At 60.3% G+C, this 16,466-nt stretch carries 25 protein-coding genes, 1 tRNA gene and 1 pseudogene; 9 read left to right on the top strand and 18 right to left on the bottom strand.

Going from position 1 to position 16,466, the window contains the following annotated elements:
• Positions 1 to 20 precede the first annotated feature (20 nt).
• From K0P33_RS17405 to K0P33_RS17390, 4 genes are read left to right on the top strand one after another with little or no spacing between them, the layout of a single operon-like run.
• A complete protein-coding gene (locus tag K0P33_RS17405) occupies positions 21 to 1,082 on the top strand; it encodes an acyl-CoA dehydrogenase family protein (protein WP_242149989.1) in 1,062 nt (353 codons plus the stop codon).
• On the top strand, positions 1,079 to 1,882 hold the full coding sequence (locus K0P33_RS17400) for an ABC transporter ATP-binding protein (protein WP_242149986.1): 804 nt from the start codon (positions 1,079 to 1,081) through the stop codon (positions 1,880 to 1,882). The genes K0P33_RS17405 and K0P33_RS17400 overlap by 4 nt, the downstream gene beginning before the upstream one ends.
• Positions 1,869 to 3,068, top strand: a complete 1,200-nt coding sequence (locus K0P33_RS17395; RefSeq protein ID WP_094950082.1) for an ABC transporter substrate-binding protein — start codon at positions 1,869 to 1,871, stop codon at positions 3,066 to 3,068. The genes K0P33_RS17400 and K0P33_RS17395 overlap by 14 nt, the downstream gene beginning before the upstream one ends.
• Positions 3,065 to 3,826 (top strand): ABC transporter permease, encoded by a 762-nt coding sequence (locus K0P33_RS17390; RefSeq protein ID WP_094950081.1) that lies wholly within the window; start codon positions 3,065 to 3,067, stop codon positions 3,824 to 3,826. Before K0P33_RS17395 ends, K0P33_RS17390 begins: the two co-directional genes overlap by 4 nt.
• A gap of 48 nt (positions 3,827 to 3,874) precedes the next feature.
• Here the strand turns inward: K0P33_RS17390 and K0P33_RS17385 are convergent, their stop codons facing one another.
• Complete coding sequence (locus tag K0P33_RS17385; protein WP_176462913.1) at positions 3,875 to 4,012, bottom strand: hypothetical protein; 138 nt, start codon at positions 4,010 to 4,012, stop codon at positions 3,875 to 3,877.
• Positions 4,013 to 4,184: 172 nt separating this feature from the next.
• On the opposite strand from K0P33_RS17385, the gene K0P33_RS17380 reads away from it, so the two are divergent.
• A complete protein-coding gene (locus K0P33_RS17380; protein ID WP_053255884.1) occupies positions 4,185 to 4,379 on the top strand; it encodes a hypothetical protein in 195 nt (64 codons plus the stop codon).
• A gap of 7 nt (positions 4,380 to 4,386) precedes the next feature.
• On the opposite strand, the gene K0P33_RS17375 is transcribed toward K0P33_RS17380, so the two are convergent.
• The gene (locus K0P33_RS17375) at positions 4,387 to 4,764 is read right to left on the bottom strand and encodes a fe2+ zn2+ uptake regulation protein (protein WP_094950080.1); all 378 of its coding nucleotides are present in this window, start codon (positions 4,762 to 4,764) and stop codon (positions 4,387 to 4,389) included.
• A 238-nt stretch (positions 4,765 to 5,002) separates the two neighbouring features.
• On the opposite strand from K0P33_RS17375, the gene K0P33_RS17370 reads away from it, so the two are divergent.
• The 3 genes from K0P33_RS17370 (at position 5,003) to K0P33_RS17360 (ending at position 8,682) form a co-directional block, all read left to right on the top strand.
• Positions 5,003 to 7,282: an acylase gene (locus K0P33_RS17370; protein WP_242149983.1), complete on the top strand. Its 2,280-nt coding sequence runs from the start codon at positions 5,003 to 5,005 to the stop codon at positions 7,280 to 7,282.
• Between the two features lie 212 nt (positions 7,283 to 7,494).
• Positions 7,495 to 7,568: transfer RNA gene (locus K0P33_RS17365), tRNA-Cys, on the top strand.
• A gap of 136 nt (positions 7,569 to 7,704) precedes the next feature.
• A complete protein-coding gene (locus K0P33_RS17360) occupies positions 7,705 to 8,682 on the top strand; it encodes a site-specific integrase (protein ID WP_242149980.1) in 978 nt (325 codons plus the stop codon).
• On the opposite strand, the gene K0P33_RS31435 is transcribed toward K0P33_RS17360, so the two are convergent.
• The 10 genes from K0P33_RS31435 to K0P33_RS17315 all read right to left on the bottom strand — a co-directional run bounded on the left by K0P33_RS31435 (position 8,679) and on the right by K0P33_RS17315 (position 13,285).
• Entirely contained in the window at positions 8,679 to 8,924 is a 246-nt protein-coding gene (locus tag K0P33_RS31435) for a hypothetical protein (protein WP_347341792.1), read from the bottom strand. The genes K0P33_RS17360 and K0P33_RS31435 overlap by 4 nt on opposite strands.
• 80 nt (positions 8,925 to 9,004) lie before the next feature.
• Positions 9,005 to 9,730 carry a hypothetical protein gene (locus tag K0P33_RS17355; RefSeq protein ID WP_242149978.1) on the bottom strand — a complete coding sequence of 242 codons (726 nt, stop codon included), beginning with the start codon at positions 9,728 to 9,730 and terminating at the stop codon, positions 9,005 to 9,007.
• Entirely contained in the window at positions 9,727 to 9,978 is a 252-nt protein-coding gene (locus tag K0P33_RS17350; RefSeq protein WP_242149976.1) for a hypothetical protein, read from the bottom strand. Before K0P33_RS17350 ends, K0P33_RS17355 begins: the two co-directional genes overlap by 4 nt.
• Before the next feature lie 43 nt (positions 9,979 to 10,021).
• On the bottom strand, positions 10,022 to 10,378 hold the full coding sequence (locus K0P33_RS17345) for a hypothetical protein (protein ID WP_242149973.1): 357 nt from the start codon (positions 10,376 to 10,378) through the stop codon (positions 10,022 to 10,024).
• Positions 10,375 to 10,776: an HNH endonuclease gene (locus tag K0P33_RS17340; protein WP_242149971.1), complete on the bottom strand. Its 402-nt coding sequence runs from the start codon at positions 10,774 to 10,776 to the stop codon at positions 10,375 to 10,377. The genes K0P33_RS17345 and K0P33_RS17340 overlap by 4 nt, the downstream gene beginning before the upstream one ends.
• Positions 10,777 to 10,820: 44 nt before the next feature.
• Positions 10,821 to 11,327 (bottom strand): DUF4406 domain-containing protein, encoded by a 507-nt coding sequence (locus tag K0P33_RS17335; RefSeq protein ID WP_242149968.1) that lies wholly within the window; start codon positions 11,325 to 11,327, stop codon positions 10,821 to 10,823.
• 432 nt (positions 11,328 to 11,759) lie between these two features.
• Positions 11,760 to 12,191, bottom strand: coding sequence for a hypothetical protein (locus K0P33_RS17330; protein WP_242149965.1), 432 nt, complete (start codon positions 12,189 to 12,191; stop codon positions 11,760 to 11,762).
• Positions 12,184 to 12,705: a hypothetical protein gene (locus K0P33_RS17325; RefSeq protein ID WP_242149963.1), complete on the bottom strand. Its 522-nt coding sequence runs from the start codon at positions 12,703 to 12,705 to the stop codon at positions 12,184 to 12,186. The genes K0P33_RS17330 and K0P33_RS17325 overlap by 8 nt, the downstream gene beginning before the upstream one ends.
• Entirely contained in the window at positions 12,702 to 13,013 is a 312-nt protein-coding gene (locus K0P33_RS17320) for a DUF4406 domain-containing protein (RefSeq protein WP_242149960.1), read from the bottom strand. The genes K0P33_RS17325 and K0P33_RS17320 overlap by 4 nt, the downstream gene beginning before the upstream one ends.
• Positions 13,010 to 13,285: a hypothetical protein gene (locus K0P33_RS17315; RefSeq protein ID WP_242149958.1), complete on the bottom strand. Its 276-nt coding sequence runs from the start codon at positions 13,283 to 13,285 to the stop codon at positions 13,010 to 13,012. The genes K0P33_RS17320 and K0P33_RS17315 overlap by 4 nt, the downstream gene beginning before the upstream one ends.
• A 72-nt stretch (positions 13,286 to 13,357) precedes the next feature.
• Between K0P33_RS17315 and K0P33_RS17310 the strand changes: the two genes are divergently transcribed.
• Positions 13,358 to 13,585 (top strand): hypothetical protein, encoded by a 228-nt coding sequence (locus tag K0P33_RS17310; protein WP_242149955.1) that lies wholly within the window; start codon positions 13,358 to 13,360, stop codon positions 13,583 to 13,585.
• A 1-nt stretch (position 13,586) separates the two neighbouring features.
• Here the strand turns inward: K0P33_RS17310 and K0P33_RS17305 are convergent.
• The 6 genes and pseudogenes from K0P33_RS17305 to K0P33_RS17280 all read right to left on the bottom strand — a co-directional run.
• Positions 13,587 to 13,727, bottom strand: a pseudogene (locus tag K0P33_RS17305) (reverse transcriptase); the annotation flags it as partial.
• Between the two features lie 2 nt (positions 13,728 to 13,729).
• Positions 13,730 to 14,227, bottom strand: coding sequence for an HNH endonuclease (locus tag K0P33_RS17300; protein ID WP_242149951.1), 498 nt, complete (start codon positions 14,225 to 14,227; stop codon positions 13,730 to 13,732).
• 9 nt (positions 14,228 to 14,236) lie between these two features.
• Entirely contained in the window at positions 14,237 to 14,836 is a 600-nt protein-coding gene (locus K0P33_RS17295; protein ID WP_242149947.1) for a DUF1566 domain-containing protein, read from the bottom strand.
• 118 nt (positions 14,837 to 14,954) lie between these two features.
• Positions 14,955 to 15,431: a hypothetical protein gene (locus K0P33_RS17290; RefSeq protein ID WP_242149944.1), complete on the bottom strand. Its 477-nt coding sequence runs from the start codon at positions 15,429 to 15,431 to the stop codon at positions 14,955 to 14,957.
• A gap of 59 nt (positions 15,432 to 15,490) precedes the next feature.
• Entirely contained in the window at positions 15,491 to 15,802 is a 312-nt protein-coding gene (locus K0P33_RS17285; protein ID WP_242149942.1) for a hypothetical protein, read from the bottom strand.
• 69 nt (positions 15,803 to 15,871) lie between these two features.
• On the bottom strand, positions 15,872 to 16,465 hold the full coding sequence (locus K0P33_RS17280; protein WP_242149939.1) for a hypothetical protein: 594 nt from the start codon (positions 16,463 to 16,465) through the stop codon (positions 15,872 to 15,874).
• Between the last annotated feature and the right edge of the window lies 1 nt (position 16,466).

Below are 16,466 nucleotides of genomic sequence, written 5' to 3'. Positions count from 1 at the left end.
AGTAAAAAGGAGAAACATGAATGCTTGACCCAATCTTGAGCCGTTGGCTCGACGTTCAAGCGCAGGCCCTGGATGTGGGCAGTTGCGATCCACAGGAAGTGCTGCCAAGGCTGGCAGAAGCCAACGTATTACGTATCGGCGTGCCCAAGGCCCTTGGTGGCCTGGGCGGCGATGTGACCGGCGCGGTGGACGCCATCGCCAATGTCGCCAGCCATTCCCTGGCGGCGGCGTTTGTGTGCTGGGGCCAGCGGTCTTTTATCGAGTATTTGTTGCAGAGCCCGAATGAGCGGCTGCGTGAGCAACTGTTGCCGGACTTGCTCAGCGGCAAACTGGCCGGGGCCACGGGGCTGTCGAATGCGATGAAGTTTTTGTCCGGCATCGAGACGCTGCAAATCAGCGCCGAACCGACTGATGACGGCTGGACCCTCAACGGTCGCCTGCATTGGGTAACCAACCTGCGCAAGAACGGCTTTGTTGCCGCCGCTGCGATCGAACATGCCGGTGGTGGCGCGCCGTTTATCCTGGCGATCCCCGATTCGGTTGCGGGTTTGCAACGCTCGCGCGACCTGGAGCTGTTGGGGCTGCAATCAAGCAATACAGCAGCCCTGGGTCTGGAAGGGGTTGAGCTGAGTCGTGACTGGTTGTTGCATGAGGATGCGCGCAAGTTTCTACCGGCAGTACGCCCGGCGTTTCTTGGGTTGCAGTGCGGTATGTCCATCGGCCTGGCCCGTCGCTCCCTGGCGGAAGTAGCCAACCACTTGGGCTCGAGCCGCACCGTATTGCGCGATGAGTTGGAAGCGCTACGCGTGACGCTGGACCACTTGGTCAACGAATTGAAAAAAGGCCTGCTGGCCGGGCGATTTGCAGCAGAACCGGTGCCGTTGTTCAAGCTGCGCATTGCCCTCGCGGAAACCGCCGCCAGTGCTGTACAGCTTGAACTGCAGGCCAGCGGCGGCAAGGCGTACCTGACTGCCCACGGCAGTGGTTTCGCCCGGCGCTGGCGCGAGTCGGCCTTTGTGCCCATCGTCACGCCCAGCCTGGTGCAACTGCGTACCGAGCTGCATCGCCAGGCTAATCTATGAACCAGGCGGTATTGAGTGCCCAGGCGGTTTGCCTGGGGTATGCCAGTGGGCCGGTGTTGCAAGGGCTTGACTTGCACTTGCAGCCGGGTGAGGTGGTGTCGATCCTGGGTCCTAGCGGCGTCGGCAAGTCCAGCTTGCTGCGGGTGCTGGCCGGCTTGCAGGCGCCCCAGGGCGGTAGCGTGCGGGTGCTGGGCGAGCCGCTGGATGGCCCGCATCCGCGCGTGGCCGTGGCTTTTCAAGACCCTAGCCTGTTGCCGTGGCTGAACCTGGAAAAGAACGTTGCCTTTGGTTTGGATTTCGCTCGCCAGCCGCACTTGAGCACTGAGGAGCGTCGCCGCCGCGTGGACCACGCCATCGCGGCGGTTGGGTTGGAACATGCTCGTGCGCAGTTCCCGGCGCAGCTGTCCGGCGGCATGGCCCAGCGCACGGCGTTGGCGCGCTGCCTGGCGCGCCAACCGCAGGTGTTGCTGCTGGATGAGCCGTTCGGCGCGCTGGATGAAGTCACCCGTGCCGATATGCAGCACTTGCTGCTCAAGGTCAACCGCGAGCAAGGCTCGGCGGCCGTATTGATCACCCACGATATTGATGAAGCGCTGCTGCTGTCCGACCGCATCCTGCTACTGGGCAACCGCCCGGCGCGGACCTTGGGCGAATGGCATATCAACCTGGCACAACCGCGCGAAGAGCAAGTTGAGGCCATCGGCGCGCTGCGTATCGAGATTCTGAAAACCTTACGGCAGGCGAGCCGCCCTCAACCCAACCCTCTTGAACAACTGGAGCCCAACTATGTGTCTGGATGACCTGACCCACTCGCGCCGTGACTTTCTCAAACTCTCGGCGGTGCTCAGTGCTGCCGGTGCTTTACCGCTGTTGAGCAGCTTGCAAGCGCGCGCGGCCAGCGAGCCGGACGCGCCGGTACGCATCGGCTACTTGCCGATCACCGACGCCACGCCGCTGCTGGTTGCGCACAACAACGGCCTGTTCGAAGCCGAAGGCATCAAGGCTGAGCGCCCGGTGCTGTTGCGCAGCTGGGCCCAGGTGATCGAGGCGTTTATCTCCGGGCAGGTCAACGTGATTCACCTGTTGTCGCCGATGACGGTGTGGGCGCGCTATGGCAGCAAAGTGCCGGCTAAAGTGGTGGCCTGGAACCACGTCGGCGGTTCGGGCTTGACCGTATCGCCAGGCATTACCGATGTGAAGCAACTGGGCGGCAAGTCGGTGGCAATTCCGTTTTGGTACTCGATCCACAACGTGGTGGTGCAGCAACTGTTTCGCGATAACGGCCTCACGCCCGTGGCGCGCGCAGCCGGTTCTGGGATTGCCGCCAACGAGGTCAACCTGATTGTGTTGCCGCCCTCCGACATGCCGCCGGCCCTGGCCAGCAAACGTATCGACGGCTATATCGTCGCCGAGCCATTCAACGCCCTGGCGGAAAACCTCAAAGTCGGCCGCGTACAGCGCTTCACCGGTGACGTATGGCGTAACCATGCGTGCTGCGTGGTGTTCATGCACGAGCACGACCTGACCAACCGCCCGCAATGGTCGCAGAAAGTGGTGAATGCCATCGTCAAGGCGCAGGTGTGGACCCGTGATAACCGCGAAGAAGCGGTGAAGCTTTTGTCCAAGGACGGCCCGAACCGCTACACGCCGCATGCCGAACCGGTGTTGAGCAAAGTCCTCGCGCCGGCGGCCAGCGACCGTGCCGCTTACCTGGCTGACGGCGCCATCCAGCACGCCCATTGGGACGAGCACCGCATCGACTTCCAGCCGTACCCATTCCCCAGCTACACCGAGGAACTGGTGCGCCGCTTGAAGGACACCTTGATCGAGGGCGACAAGAAATTTCTCGCCGACCTTGACCCGGCGTTCGTCGCCAAAGACTTGGTGGACGACCGTTTTGTGCGTAATGCCATCGAGTCGGTGGGCGGCATGAAAACCTTCGGCTTGCCGGATGGCTACGAGCGGCAAGAGGAGATTGGCGCTTGAGTAAAGGCACACTCCCGGGCTGGTTGCTGGGCCTGAGTGGTTTGGCAGGCTTGCTGTTCTTGTGGTGGTTCGGCGTCAAAGTGTTTGGCGTCGCCGATGGCTTGTCGGCGCGCTTTTCGCTGGCGGCGACCGTCAGCAGCCTGTGGGAATTGTTCGGGCGCGGCGAGCTGTACCTGCATATCGCCGTGAGCCTCAAGCGCATCTTCGTCGGCCTGTTTCTCGCCCTGTTGGTGGGCGTGCCACTGGGCCTGCTGGTGGGCAGTTCGCGCAACCTGGAAGCAGCCACCACGCCAGCCTTTCAGTTTTTGCGGATGATCTCGCCGTTGTCCTGGATGCCCATCGTGGTGATGTTGATGGGCGTGGGCGACCAGCCGATTTACTTCCTGCTGGCCTTTGCCGCGGTGTGGCCGATCATGCTTAACACCGCCGCCGGCGTGCGCCAGTTGGACCCGCGCTGGTTGCAGTTGAGCAAGAGCCTGAGTGCCACACGCTGGGAAACCTTGCGGCGCGTGATCATTCCCGGCGTAGTCGGGCACGTGCTGACCGGCGTGCGCCTGGCCATTGGTATCGTGTGGATTGTGCTGGTGCCGTGCGAGATGCTTGGGGTCAGTGCGGGCTTGGGCTATTACATCCTTGATACCCGTGACCGGCTGGCCTATTCGGAGTTGATGGCGATGGTGCTGCTGATCGGGCTGCTGGGGTTTGCCCTGGATGCGTTTGCGCGTTGGCTGCACCAACGCTGGGTGCACGCGAGCTGAAGGTCAAACGTCTCGCTTTGCGCCCTGCAAAGCGAGACGCATGGGCGATCAGCGGTGCTCGTAGCCTCGGCCGTCGTCATAGCGGTGGTCGTGCCAGCCACCACCACCGCCGCGTGGGAAAAAGAAGCAGCCGCTCATGCTCAGCATGATCAGCAATGGAATCAGCAGTGTGATTCGACGAAGCATTTCAACATCCTCTAGAGTACTGACAGGGTCAATCTGGCGCTGAACGAGCCAAAGCTTTTCATCGCCTGTAACATACGACCCTGTCGACCCCCATCCATCCCCGTCACTGGGTATGTGCTTGGCATGCTCGACGATACAAAGTGAATACATTTATCCGGTTCAGGAACCCGTCATGACCCAAAAGCAACGTTTGAAATATTCGATTCTGATTTCCCTTGTAGTACTGGGGACGATGTTTGGCCTGTCCTACCTGCAGAACACCGGGGTTATCAGCGAGAAAACGTTCCAGTACATCGCCATTGCCGTGGCGGTGACCGTGGTGGTGATCAACGGCATCATGCGCCGCAAGGTCAAGCCTAACTTCTGAGGGGGAGTCAGGCGCGACCTTCGAGTACCTTGGCAGCCTCGTCATGGAGGCGGTAGCTTTTGTCCGCATTGAGGGTGATTACGCCCTCGCTGCACAGGCGCTTGAGCACCTCACGCACGCTGAGAAACGACAACGGAATGCCCAGCTCCAGCAAATGGCTGTGCACGCCGCGCACTCCCAGGGTGCGCTGGTTGTCGGCGGCGGTGAGCAGGGCATCGATGACCTTCAGCCGAATCAGGCTGGTGCGCAAACCGAAGTATTTGAGCAAATGGCGAATACGCTGGTTGCCGTGCTCCGGCGCTTTGCCAAATGCTTGCGCGCCGCTGCCGAAAGTGGCGTCGGCGGCAGGTGTTTGTCCGTCCGTGGGCAGTTGCGAGTTGTACATGCAAAAAACTCCTTATCAGAGCCTGATCAGGAAAATGATGGCGCTCTTATCTAATAAGACGAACGAGCGAGCAAAATCATGAAGTGCGCGATGTAGAAATTTTGTCGGTATCAGCTTTGTCACAGCGCAGATGACATAAATAGATACCCTGCGCGACTAAATCACAGCCGGCATTTTGCGTCCTTACGGTGGGGTAGTTACCCCTGGTGAGGGTGTTCAATTTGACTGTGGAGCTTGCGTGATTATTTCCAATGGGTTGTCCAGGGTGTGCATGGCCGGGGTGTTGCTCGGGTTGAGCCTTGCCGCATCGGCGCGCGAGCACGTCACACAAACGTCGGCAGAGATTCGCCGCACCACCTTCGGCGTGCCGCACATTCGCGCTAACAACGAACGCGGCCTGGGCTACGGCATCGGCTATGCATATGCCCAAGACAACCTGTGCCTGCTGGCCAATGAAGTGGTCACGGTCAACGGCGAACGCGCCAAGTTTTTCGGCCCTGAGCAGGCGACGCTGGAAGAGCGCAACAACCTCGCCAGCGATGTATTTTTTACCTGGCTGAACACCCCCGAAGCGGTTGCTGCCTTCTGGAACGCGCAGACGCCGCAGATCCAGCAGCGGATTGAAGGCTATGTGGCGGGCTACAACCGATACTTGAAAGAGCAAGGCGCACCGGCGCAATGTCACTCGGCGTGGGTGCGGCCGCTGGTGGTGCAAGACTTGGTCAAACTCACCCGCAGGCTGCTGGTGGAAGGCGGTGTCGGCCAATTCGCCGAAGCCTTGGTTGGCGCCGCACCGCCTCAGACGACCGCCAGCGTGCAACCCAACTTGAAAGCCTTTGAACTGGCCGCTGCCAACCAGCAACGCTTTAGCCTGGACCGCGGCAGCAACGCTGTCGCCGTGGGCCGTGACCGCTCGTTCAATGGCCGTGGCATGTTGCTCGCCAACCCGCATTTCCCCTGGGTGGGCGGCATGCGTTTTTATGAGATGCACCTGACCATTCCCGGCCAGTTGGACGTGATGGGCGCCGCGCTGCCGGGCCTGCCGGTGATCAACATCGGCTTCAACCAGCACGTGGCCTGGACCCACACCGTCGACACCTCCAAGCATTTCACCTTGTACCGCCTCACCCTTGATCCCAAGGATTCCACACGCTACTTGCTCGACGGCAAATCCATTGCCCTGGAGAAAACCTCGGTAACCGTGCAGGTCAAGCAAGCCGACGGTAGCCTTAAGGCCCAGCCGCATACCGTCTACAGCTCGCAATTCGGCCCGGTGGTGCAATGGCCCGGCAAACTGGATTGGGACAACCACTATGCCTTCAGCCTGCGCGACGCCAACCTGGGCAACGACCGCGTGCTGCAGCAGTGGTACGCCATGAACCGCGCCACCAGCCTCAAGGAACTGCAAACCTCAGTGCATACCCTGCAAGGCATCCCATGGGTCAATACCGTGGCCACCGATGACCAGGGCCAGAGCCTGTACATGAACCTGTCGGTGGTACCCAACGTCAGCGCCGCCAAACTCGCGCAATGCAGCGACCCACGGGCCGGCCTGCAGATGATCATGCTCGACGGCGCCCACAGCGCCTGCGCCTGGGACATTGACCCACGTGCGGCGCAGCCCGGCATCTTCGCCGCTGACCAACTGCCGCAACTGCAACGCACCGACTACGTACAACACTCCAATGACTCCGCGTGGCTGGCCAACCCCAAGGCGCCGCTCACCGGTTTCTCCCCAGTAATCAGCCAAGACCACATCGGCCTCGGCCCGCGCGCGCGATTCGCCGTGCAACGCCTGCAATCCCTGGAGAAACAACCGATCGGCGTGGTCGACCTACAAAACATGGTGATGGACAACGAGGTCTACCTCGCCAGCCAAGTCATGCCCGACCTGCTTGAGTTTTGCGCCAAACACCTCGGCACCGACGCGGCGACCTTGCAGCCATTGTGCAGCAGCCTGAAAAGCTGGGACCAACGCGCCAACCTCGACAGCGGCCTGGGGCTGGTGCACTTCATCAACCTGTTCGAACACCTGCAGCAACTCCCCGACGCCTGGCGCGTCGCCTTCGACCCGGCGCACCCGCTGACCACGCCACGCGGCCTGGCCATCGACCGCGAACCCGTCGCCAAAGCCCTGCGCGAAGCCATGCTGGCCTCCACCGCAGACGTCAGCAAGCTTGGCCTGACCCGCTGGGGCGACATCCAAGTCTGCGGCCAAATCCCCATCCACGGCGGCCCTCAAGAACTTGGCATCTACAACGCCATGCAAACCGTGCCCCGCGAAGACGGCAAGCGCGAAGTGGTCAGCGGCAGCAGCTACCTGCAAATCGTCACCTTTGACGACAAAGGCCCCCAAGCCCTGGGCGTACTGGCGTTCTCCGAATCCAGCAACCCCCAATCGAAATATTCAAAGGACCAGACCCAAGCCTTCTCCGAGAAAAAACTGCGCCCGCTGCCCTTCACCGAAGCCCAGATCCAGGCCGACCCGCAGTATCAGCAACAGCTCATCAAGGAGTAGGGCAGGGGCGCAACCCCTTGATGCCAATACGAAATATTTTTGAAATCAAGGGGTTGCAGCCAAAAGCAAATGAGTACATAATGGCGCCCATCGAACGCAACGAAGCATTAAAAACTTCAATGCATTCAATAAGTTAGAGTAGAGGCAGGGTTCTATAGCCCACTCAAGTTTTTATGCGGTGAATGTCAGTGGTAAGGGCATTGATCGTTTGAGGCCGAGTAGCAAAATGGTTATGCAGCGGATTGCAAATCCGCCTACGCCGGTTCGATTCCGACCTCGGCCTCCACTCTTAAAAGCCCCGCAGCCATTAGGTTGCGGGGCTTTTTTTATGCCTGCGGATTTTGCGCGGCGCGACAATTGGGACAATCCTGGGACACTGAGATAAATTGCATGTCCCAAGGACGAACGGCAAAATCCGCAGCATGGCGACTATAGAGCAGCGTCCCAACGGGACATGGCGGACCAAGATCCGCAAAAAAGGGTATCCGGCACTGTCGGCTTCGTTTGACACGAAAGCCGAAGCGCAGCGGTGGGCATCTGAAATCGAGGGGGATATGTCGCGCAAGCGCTTCGTCGATACCAGGGAGGCCGAAGCCACCACTGTTGCGAAGGCTTTTGAGCGATATGCGCGGGAAGTATCTGCGCAGAAGAAGGGCGCACGCCAAGAGCTAACCCGAATAAAGACGTGGTCTGAAGGCAGATACGGCAGCAAGTCGCTCGCCGAGCTTCGATCATCCGACCTGGCCGACTACCGTGATGCGCGATTGGCTGCTGGCACATCGACGAATACGGTGCGGCTATCGCTGGCCTTGATAAGCCATCTGTATACGGTGGCGATCAAGGACTGGGGCATTGAGGGGCTGAGCAACCCGGTTGCCAAACTTAGGATGCCCAAGGGAAGTCGTGAGCGTGATCGCCGACCCACCGCCGCTGAATTAAAAGCTGTGATCAAGGCCGCTGGTGAAATCCATGCGGAGATGCCGGCGATAATCGAGATTGCTGTTGAGACGGCTATGCGGCGCAGCGAACTGCTGACGCTGCGTCGAGTGGATATCAAGGGTAAGCACGCGCTGCTAGAAGACACCAAGAATGGCAGTCGCCGTCTTGTGCCACTGTCAACCCGTGCCCGTGCACTTCTAGATTCGCTGCCCGCACGTATTGATGGCCAGGTGTTCTCCCTGGCTCCGCACTCAGTCAGCCAGTATTTCCTGCGAGCCTGCCGAGCGGCAGAGGTGCAAGATTTGCACTTCCATGACCTTCGGCATGAGGGTACGTCTCGCCTGTTTGAAAAGGGCTTGTCGATCATGGAGGCGGCGTCTGTGACTGGACACAAAACCATGGGAATGCTCAAGCGGTACACCCACTTGTGCCCTGACACCCTGGCCGACAAACTCGGTTAACCGACACGGGCGAGCGTCGGTGGTGTCTGACGCTTACGCCCGGGTCGTGACGGCGCGTGCCGACCTTCCTCGCACTCCTGCAAGAAGCGTCGAACCGTGCTTAATCTCCAACAGATCCGGCTGCCCTGTTTGAAGAAGGGCGGGAGCCAGGCGGCACCTGCCTGCCGTGCGCTTCGAATCGACGACTCCGAGCGACCAAGCAGCTTGGCCAGCTCCGGGATGTGAATTACCTCTTGTTCCATAGCAAGCTCCTGGCCCTGCCGAGACTGGGCACACGTTTTAATTTGGGGTGTCCTTGCCGCGCTGGGCGGCAGAAGGTGGGTTAGATGGCCATCTCGGCCTGAGTCTCTCGCTGCCAGATTGGGGAACTGTTGTGCGACTCAATGCGGTCGGCGATGACGTTGGCGCGTTGGCCGGCAGTTGGTGGGGCGTACATGCCGAACCGGCTGATGCTTCCACCGTTCACCGCGGCGTTCGTGCTGTCGGCTGATGCGAACGGCAGGTGCTGGAATATCGCGGGGTCGAGCATTCGAAGACCGTGAAGCTTGCATGCTGGGCGGCCCTGGTCATCGCAGATCGCGTCCATCGCGACACCCATCCGCTTCCACCATGCTCCAGTGCCCGGTGAAGCCCATTGCCCAGAACTGCCCAGGGCAACCGTTCGCCAACACCTTGCCAGCCGCTGCAACCGCTCAAGCGATTCGTGCAAGTGCCAGACAGGCACGCCGCGAAGTTCCTCCGGCCACTGCCGAACAAGGTCGTCGTTGGCCTCTTCGTCGCCGTCAATGACATCCGGAATAAGCGCCCAAGTGAATCCGGGGTGTCGGTGCCAGTCTTCTACCCAGCGTGTGTAGCCTTCTACGTCTACTTGCCCACCCTTTTTCCACACCGTGAACGCGCCGTTATCGAAAACAAACGATTTGCATGCATCGGCGACAATCCCAAGATCGTCCTTGCGCGGGAACGGCACCAGCGCGTGCCGACCGGCCAGGAACTTTGCAGCATCCTCTCGCTTACCGCCGACCGGCGTTCCGTGGTAGTGGATCATCCGCTAAGCCTCGTTGTTTCGATCTCGACGCCTTGGTGCGTGGCGATGATGGTTTGATCGCCGCCGAGGGATTCAGCCAGGCGGTCTGCAATCTGTTCGTGCCAGCCATTTTTGATCAGCGCAGTCGCCGCTCGGATGTGTTCGACGTGGATCATTGCGGGAGAACGCAACTCAAGCCGGTAGATGATCGTTTCGCCGTCGGACGGGCAGACGGCTGCGAAGGCGTGTCGATAAATATTCACGCGCATACCTCGCCCGCCGCGCACCGGCAGGCATGTAGGGGGATTGGGGTTAGGGGAGTGCCTTGCCGATTTCCGCGGCTGCCCGAAAGATGGCGCGGCGGGTAGCGGCTGCCGGATCCATGCCGTGCAACTCGCTCAGCTTCACGTTATTGCTGTGAAGGCTGTAAACATCGGTGATATTGGCGACCGGGTAGCGGTCATGAATCTTCACGCCTGTGTATGGCTCAACTCGCAATGAGAGCAGGACGGCCAGGCGCAGCGCATCACCATCGTCCTCAAGCGGATTCCATCGAGTTGGCTCGTTGTCTTCTACATAGAACGGAGCGCCGCCATACCATCCAATATCTAAACCTGTAGCCTTCGCAGCCAGGCCTAGCAAGTCCTGATCTTTCAGGGTGGCGATCATGGCTGCTGCTCCTTTTCGAAGTGGAACACCACCGGCGCGCCTGTCTCGGCGATCAGTCCATAGGACTTGGCCAGGCGGTAGATGGGGTGGTAGCTGTTGAGGGAGTTGATGTGACCGGCGACCCAGGTCCGCCAGCCTTCCAGGGTTTGGCCGCCCTTGCTGATGTTGCAGGGCGCGCAAGCCGGCATCATGTTCTCCAGCACGTCGTGCTCGGGACGCAGGGGCTTTCCTGATACCAGCTTCCAGTTGCCGGCGGCGGTCTGCTTGGACAGAAGCTCACGCACTACCGGAGCGAGGTGGTCGGCGTGCCACCGGTCACCCAGCAGCACACCGCAATAGGCGCAGTGACCGCCGTACTTCAGGCGCACTTGCTCGCGCTCAGCTTTCTTCAGGCGCATAGGTATCCTTGCCGCTATAGCGGCTGACTTTGAAGGGGGAGGGGTTACAGAGAGGGGTTGAGGCGTTTCAGTTCGGTGTCGTATGCGACCCAGCCATCGGCATATCCTTCATCCCAGTCGTGACTGTTGTGGGTGTTCACGCTCTTTCGCTCCGGCAGCACCACCGCTACCGGCGCGGGCTGCTCGGCTGGATCACGCTCGGCGCCGTCCGCGAACATGAATACAACTCCAAGCTCTTTGGCGATGGATACCTCAAGCCTAGCGCCACGAGACGCAGTCCATCCAGGCAGTAGAATGATTGCCTCGCAGCTTGCAAGACAGCTAATGTCGTAGCGAAGGTAGTCAGCCCAATCCGCACCCGGAACAAGTCCGTGATCGGCCGGGTTCTCTACATGCCAGCCAGCAGCACGCATCTTATCTGCCATGACATTGAAGGCCGGGAAGTTGTAGTCGGCAATCCCGGTCATTGGACCGGCGATATACACGCGCATTTCCCGGTCATTTTCGAGAAGAACACGCGGCACGCCGTCAATCGTTTGGTTGGTGCTCACCCGGGTATCCCCTTGTTTGCTGGCAGCTCGCCGTCACGTTTGATAGCAGCGGCAGTGCTAGACACCTCAAGCCATCCGCCGCAGCGGCACTTGTATTGCTCGCCACGCACATCGGAGAACTCCTCTCCCTCGATCCCTATGACGTCCTGACAGTGCGGGCAGCGACAGCAGATCGACATATCGCCGTCTCGCACGATGTGGTCCACGTTGTATATGTAATCGTCCGGCATAAATACCTCAGCAAATCAGTGGCGCCAGTGCCAGCAGGCACCAGCAGTAGGCGGGGAGTTGGGTTAGGGCTTCGACTCGCATTCGTCACAGCGCCACTCAGCATGTGGAACGAGAGGGCCGAACAGCCAGAAGCGTTTAGCCAGCCGGGTTACTTTCCAAAGCTGACCCCATTCTTTGCAGAGGGGGCAGGTGCCGAATGCTTTATTGTTCATCGCCACCACCCTCTGCTGGCTTGAGTGCGGCCTTAGCAATCGACCCATCTTCGACAGATGCAGTACCTGCATCGTCATGCAGAAAGTTGACCGGCTCGCCACTGCATGTGTCCCAGGCATCAGGATCGGCCAGAAGCAAATGGTCGCCATCGGCATAGAACTTGAGAGCCTGCTCAAGACGATCCGCCCGCTCATCCGCTGCGGTCAGGCGCTGTTGCAGTTCATGCTCACGATCTGCCGACTCGCAGGCCTTTCGCTTCCAGTTTGCGGCATCACGCGCCAGAGTAGATTCCTGAGCCAGCGCCGCGTCACGCTCGGCGGTTACGCGCTCCAGATGATGAAACCCGCAAAGCTCTCCATTAGGGTCTACATAGAGGCCTTTACCAATCGGACCTTCTGTAAATCGCTTCACTTCACTCATGATCAGCCTCTGGCTTTGCGGTGGTGGATAGGGCGGCGTCAAGTCGCAAGATGAATTCGCCAGAGAAGAAACCCGGCTTTGCGCGCACTTCGACTAACAGGGCGCGCAGGGAGTTTCGCTCTTGCTTCAACTGCTCGATATGCATGCCATGCTCGATGCAGAAGCACTCAGGAACAACCTCGCCCGCATCGGCGTGGGTGTAAGCATCGATTGCGCCGACCACATCCGATAGCCGAACAAACGTACCGTCATCGGCTTCGAAAGTTTCAAGCGCGGAAACGTATGCCTTGAGTTCGGCCACCGGCCGCGCAGCTTGCGGTGACACAGGGGCGGCGGCGAGCATGGCGGCCCAGCACAGTTTCGCGCGGAACGCTGCTTGCTGGCAGCCGCTCATCTCTTGGTACTGCTCCCAGACTTCCTCATCGGAAAAGCACTCGTCCGGCTCCGACTCGAAGCCGTTTATCACCATGGATTCGGTCGGTTCAACCGGCACCAGCTTCCATTGATTGCTCATACAGCCTCCCTCGTTACCAGATCATGGGCATTCACAGCCGTCATGCCGAGGCGGTGCGCGATGGTCAGTTCAAGCTTTGCTCCTTCTGAGTGCTCCCAGCCGGGCAGGGTAGCCACGGTGTCGCAGTCCATCAGTGCGGCAATGTCGCGGCGCATGCAGTCGTTCCAGGTACCGCCGTCGGGGTTGATTTCGGCGGGGTTGGTGACGGTGTGGCCACCGGCGCGCAGGTTATCGGTCATTGCGGCGAAGGCCGGGAAGTTGAGGCCGGGCAGGCCGGTCATTGGCCCGCTGAGGTAGATGCGCTTCATGCGACCTCCTTGTCATGCCCTGGGCAGCCGCCGCCGGCAAAATCGAAGCCTTCACACGGCGGGCCAAAGGGAAGTACCTCTTTGCCCTGGGCCAGCGCTTCGAGCAGGTGGTCCTTTGCCTCGTCGGCGGTGCACTCACGCCCATCCACACGGAACATGCCCTTGAGTTGGCGCTTGCTGAAGTCGCGAATTGCACCGCGCACGCTCAGGTGAATGTGAAAGGTGCGTCCCTTCGGCCCGAAAGGATCGGCCGGTTTGTTTTCTGTAGGCATGGGGAGTCCTTGCCGAGCAACGCCCGGTCGGTGTGGTGCTACGATGGCGCCTTCCTACAAGCGGACAGGGCCATGACCAAGCACGATATTTACGATGAGATAGAAGGTTTTCAGGTCTGGAACTACATGGAGTGCGACAAGGACGAGGAAGGCCGGGAGACCTGGCGTATCAACGTCGAGGTAAAGCGTGGTGGTGAAGTGGTGGTGCCGGTTGTTGCGGGTGAGCGAACCTATGTTGACCGTGGCCTGGCGCAGGTGGCTGGGCGTGAGGTTGGCGCCAAGTTCATTGCTGGGCAGTGAGTTATTCGTGTAATCGTTTCTGATATGTTTTGGTCAGCGCTGCGTTTACGCTGTTTCCGCGTTTAAGCACGACTCGGGCGAGTTTGGCTCGGTCTTTCTCGCTATGGCTTGCCTGACTGAGCAGGCCGAAGTAGCTGTTGGCTGCTATGCCACGTGCTTCCAGATCCGGCGGCAAACAATCGCGCTGATCAGGGCCTGGGTTACCCCGTACCGCCTAGCCAGGACGACGCCGCCGAATTCGCGACTGTGTGGTTTGAACAGAGACCTGATTTCGATGACTTGGGCCTCGGTCAGTTTGGCTGCCGGATGTCGCTCACCTGTGCCGTCGGTCCCGTGGAGCTTCTTGTCGGCCTCGTTTTGGGTTGGCGTGCCATAGGCGAGATTTCCAACGTGGCCGTTGGTTTTGTCGCCGTCCAGATGGCGACAGATATGCCCTTCCGGCACCGGCCCGATAAAGTGCATGGCGACCAGGCGATGGATCAAGAAACCTTTGGAGACCTGCCTGTTCCACAGCTTCACCTTTGGATATCCCTTCCTGTCGAAGTAGTGGCTCTTTATGTGAGGGCCGCGCCTCACCCGCCCGTGATCGCTGACCTCGTATCCGGGCCAGTCCAATATCTGCCGCCATTGCTCTTCAGGCATATCCAATCCTCACGAAGTGACGTAGATACGGCGGACAGGCCGCGCGAGCTGCTCGCTGAGCTTGCCGAAGTGGTTGAGCCAGCCAACTCCAAAGGCCATGCCGTAGGCGTAGTCGGCGGAGCGCTGCGAGCTCGTCCAGTGATAAGACTGGGTGAACACCGCCGGCACGGTGATTTCGAGGAAGGACGCCTCGCGGCGCGCCATCAAGTAGAAGTCCTTGTGACCATCGCGCTCGAAGGTTGCGCAGAACTGGGCGGCCGGGTGGTCGTGCTCACGATTGCTGCTTGCCAGGTGGGCGGTGTTGGCCTGTCCATCCCATGGGGATTTGGAGCCACCGAGATCCTCGCCGTAGCCGCCCCACTCATGGGATGCCTCAGCATCGGCGCCGGCCGCCACGATCAGGTAGTAGGGCTTGTCACCGCCCGGGAACAGGCCGCCGTTTACGCCGCCTTCACCCGGCCAGTATTCGCCGATGGCCGGGATGCCGCTTGCGGTGATAGCGGGCTCAGCGGCAATTGCCAGGGTTGCAAGCTTCAGTACGACGGCTTGGTCTGGGCTGCTGATAACGAGATCGCCGCGGGTGTACGTGGTCAGTTCATTTGGGCACATGGGATGCTCCTGTGAGCGAAGTAGGGTGCAGGCTGCCGGCGCTGCCCGGCGTGCTTCTGGTCTGGGCGTCGTCCTGACGCTCCCGGAATCGCCTGCAAAAAAGCAATGAATAAGCGAATTATTGAATTGGAATGCTGCGGACAGGGCGCACGCTGCGCTCGCCGAGCTTGTAGCCGTAGCCCTGGTAGCCATCGCTGAAGTCCATGATGTATGCGAGGTTGGCTGAGAACTGCGTGCTCAGGTAGTGCCAACGATCCCCGCGAATCTCCACTAGGCCATCAGCCTTGGCCGCCATCAACAGCTGGCCTTCCAGGCACGAAGGGATATGCCCGCCCAGTTCAAGGGCCTTGATAGCGATCACGCTGCCAGCCTCGGCCATGGCGCGGGTGTTCGCTTCACCGTCGCTGTAGCTGTCTGCGCCTTCGATCTTCACGCCGTACTCGCCCCACGGGCCGCTGAGCTCGTCAGGTAGCAAAATGAAGGCGCGCTCGACGCCGTTGAGCCAGTAGCGCGTGACGAACACGCCACCGGCCAGAGGTTGGCCGCGCTCAGGGAGTTCGGCGGCGAGTACTGCTTGCTGTGCTTGCTTGGTCATGGGGTTACTCCGGGGTAAGCGCCGCCCTCCGGAATGCCGGATGCAGCGAGTAGGGTGGGTTATGCTTCTTCGGCGTCGAGCCGTGATGCTTGGCGCTGGCCTATGGCGTAGAGTTCTGCCGCCACGTTTTCGTTAACTTCGATTTTGTGGCGCGAACGGAGCGCTTCACGCGCACCGTCTCTGCCGAGGGAGTGGACATAGCGAAGGGAGCCGGCCATCACTGATGCCTGTTCGGTGTCTTCAGTCCGGGCCATGAGGTCGGCGAGCATTTGCTTCTCGCCAGCCCGTACTCGGTGCCTCAGCTCTTCTTCGCCAAGCTCCTTGCGTTTCGCCGCGCTCTTTGCAGATCGCGCTTTCTGATCCATGGCCATGGCCTACCTCTTCTATTCCGCTGGCCGGCAGTGCGAGCCAGGTTTGACGTTTGCGTTGCTGGATGCGGGCTATGCGGCGCATGAAGTGCTGCCCTGGCGCGCTTTGGGGTAGTCAATGCCGTGGGCGGCGATGATCCGCTCGAAGGTCTTATTACTGATAGCGAGCCTTCCGCAAACCACTCGCCGCGATAATCCAAGCTCCTTGAAAGCCTTGATTCGCTCGGCGAACTTGGCATCGCGCTCAGCAATTTCCTTTTTCCGCTCCGGGCCGTTGTGCCCGCCGTGCGTTGAGCGCTTGAAGGTAAAGCCGAACTCTTTTGCCAGAGCCTTTACTGTTTTGCTCGTCATGCCTAAGGCGAAACGTGCCTCGGTCTGCGTGTGCGTGGGCGCCAGGGCTTTCACTTGTTCGGCCTGCTTTGCGCGCCTATCAGCTCTTGCATCAATCGGATCAGCCGGTAATGGGGGTGTTTCAACCCGGCGCCGAACAAACGGATTCGGCGCCGGCGGCATCTGGTTGCTGTAGGTGATTGGTTTGGGCTTGTAGCCGATTGGCGCTGCTTCTTCGATCTGGCCGCCGCTGGCCAGGTACTCGGCGACCTGGGCCGCCAGTTCATCTGAGGCCGGTCGCAGTTCCTCGATCATGCTGAGGTAATTGCTGATCATG

The organism is Pseudomonas sp. ArH3a (assembly GCF_022648765.1).
Lineage (GTDB): Bacteria > Pseudomonadota > Gammaproteobacteria > Pseudomonadales > Pseudomonadaceae > Aquipseudomonas.
This window is presented reverse-complemented; position numbering and strand designations above follow the sequence as displayed.

Excerpts from the sequence above, each read along its gene's own strand:
- K0P33_RS17405 (WP_242149989.1), top strand. The coding sequence starts at position 21 with ATGCTTGACCCAATCTTGAGCCGTTGGCTCGACGTTCAAGCGCAGGCC.
- K0P33_RS17400 (WP_242149986.1), top strand. The coding sequence starts at position 1,079 with ATGAACCAGGCGGTATTGAGTGCCCAGGCGGTTTGCCTGGGGTATGCC.
- K0P33_RS17395 (WP_094950082.1), top strand. The coding sequence starts at position 1,869 with ATGTGTCTGGATGACCTGACCCACTCGCGCCGTGACTTTCTCAAACTC.
- K0P33_RS17385 (WP_176462913.1), bottom strand. The coding sequence starts at position 4,012 with ATGCTTCGTCGAATCACACTGCTGATTCCATTGCTGATCATGCTGAGC.
- K0P33_RS17380 (WP_053255884.1), top strand. The coding sequence starts at position 4,185 with ATGACCCAAAAGCAACGTTTGAAATATTCGATTCTGATTTCCCTTGTA.
- K0P33_RS17375 (WP_094950080.1), bottom strand. The coding sequence starts at position 4,764 with ATGTACAACTCGCAACTGCCCACGGACGGACAAACACCTGCCGCCGAC.
- K0P33_RS17360 (WP_242149980.1), top strand. The coding sequence starts at position 7,705 with ATGGCGACTATAGAGCAGCGTCCCAACGGGACATGGCGGACCAAGATC.
- K0P33_RS31435 (WP_347341792.1), bottom strand. The coding sequence starts at position 8,924 with ATGGAACAAGAGGTAATTCACATCCCGGAGCTGGCCAAGCTGCTTGGT.
- K0P33_RS17355 (WP_242149978.1), bottom strand. The coding sequence starts at position 9,730 with ATGATCCACTACCACGGAACGCCGGTCGGCGGTAAGCGAGAGGATGCT.
- K0P33_RS17350 (WP_242149976.1), bottom strand. The coding sequence starts at position 9,978 with ATGCGCGTGAATATTTATCGACACGCCTTCGCAGCCGTCTGCCCGTCC.
- K0P33_RS17345 (WP_242149973.1), bottom strand. The coding sequence starts at position 10,378 with ATGATCGCCACCCTGAAAGATCAGGACTTGCTAGGCCTGGCTGCGAAG.
- K0P33_RS17340 (WP_242149971.1), bottom strand. The coding sequence starts at position 10,776 with ATGCGCCTGAAGAAAGCTGAGCGCGAGCAAGTGCGCCTGAAGTACGGC.
- K0P33_RS17330 (WP_242149965.1), bottom strand. The coding sequence starts at position 12,191 with ATGAGTGAAGTGAAGCGATTTACAGAAGGTCCGATTGGTAAAGGCCTC.
- K0P33_RS17325 (WP_242149963.1), bottom strand. The coding sequence starts at position 12,705 with ATGAGCAATCAATGGAAGCTGGTGCCGGTTGAACCGACCGAATCCATG.
- K0P33_RS17320 (WP_242149960.1), bottom strand. The coding sequence starts at position 13,013 with ATGAAGCGCATCTACCTCAGCGGGCCAATGACCGGCCTGCCCGGCCTC.
- K0P33_RS17315 (WP_242149958.1), bottom strand. The coding sequence starts at position 13,285 with ATGCCTACAGAAAACAAACCGGCCGATCCTTTCGGGCCGAAGGGACGC.
- K0P33_RS17310 (WP_242149955.1), top strand. The coding sequence starts at position 13,358 with ATGACCAAGCACGATATTTACGATGAGATAGAAGGTTTTCAGGTCTGG.
- K0P33_RS17300 (WP_242149951.1), bottom strand. The coding sequence starts at position 14,227 with ATGCCTGAAGAGCAATGGCGGCAGATATTGGACTGGCCCGGATACGAG.
- K0P33_RS17295 (WP_242149947.1), bottom strand. The coding sequence starts at position 14,836 with ATGTGCCCAAATGAACTGACCACGTACACCCGCGGCGATCTCGTTATC.
- K0P33_RS17290 (WP_242149944.1), bottom strand. The coding sequence starts at position 15,431 with ATGACCAAGCAAGCACAGCAAGCAGTACTCGCCGCCGAACTCCCTGAG.
- K0P33_RS17285 (WP_242149942.1), bottom strand. The coding sequence starts at position 15,802 with ATGGCCATGGATCAGAAAGCGCGATCTGCAAAGAGCGCGGCGAAACGC.
- K0P33_RS17280 (WP_242149939.1), bottom strand. The coding sequence starts at position 16,465 with ATGATCAGCAATTACCTCAGCATGATCGAGGAACTGCGACCGGCCTCA.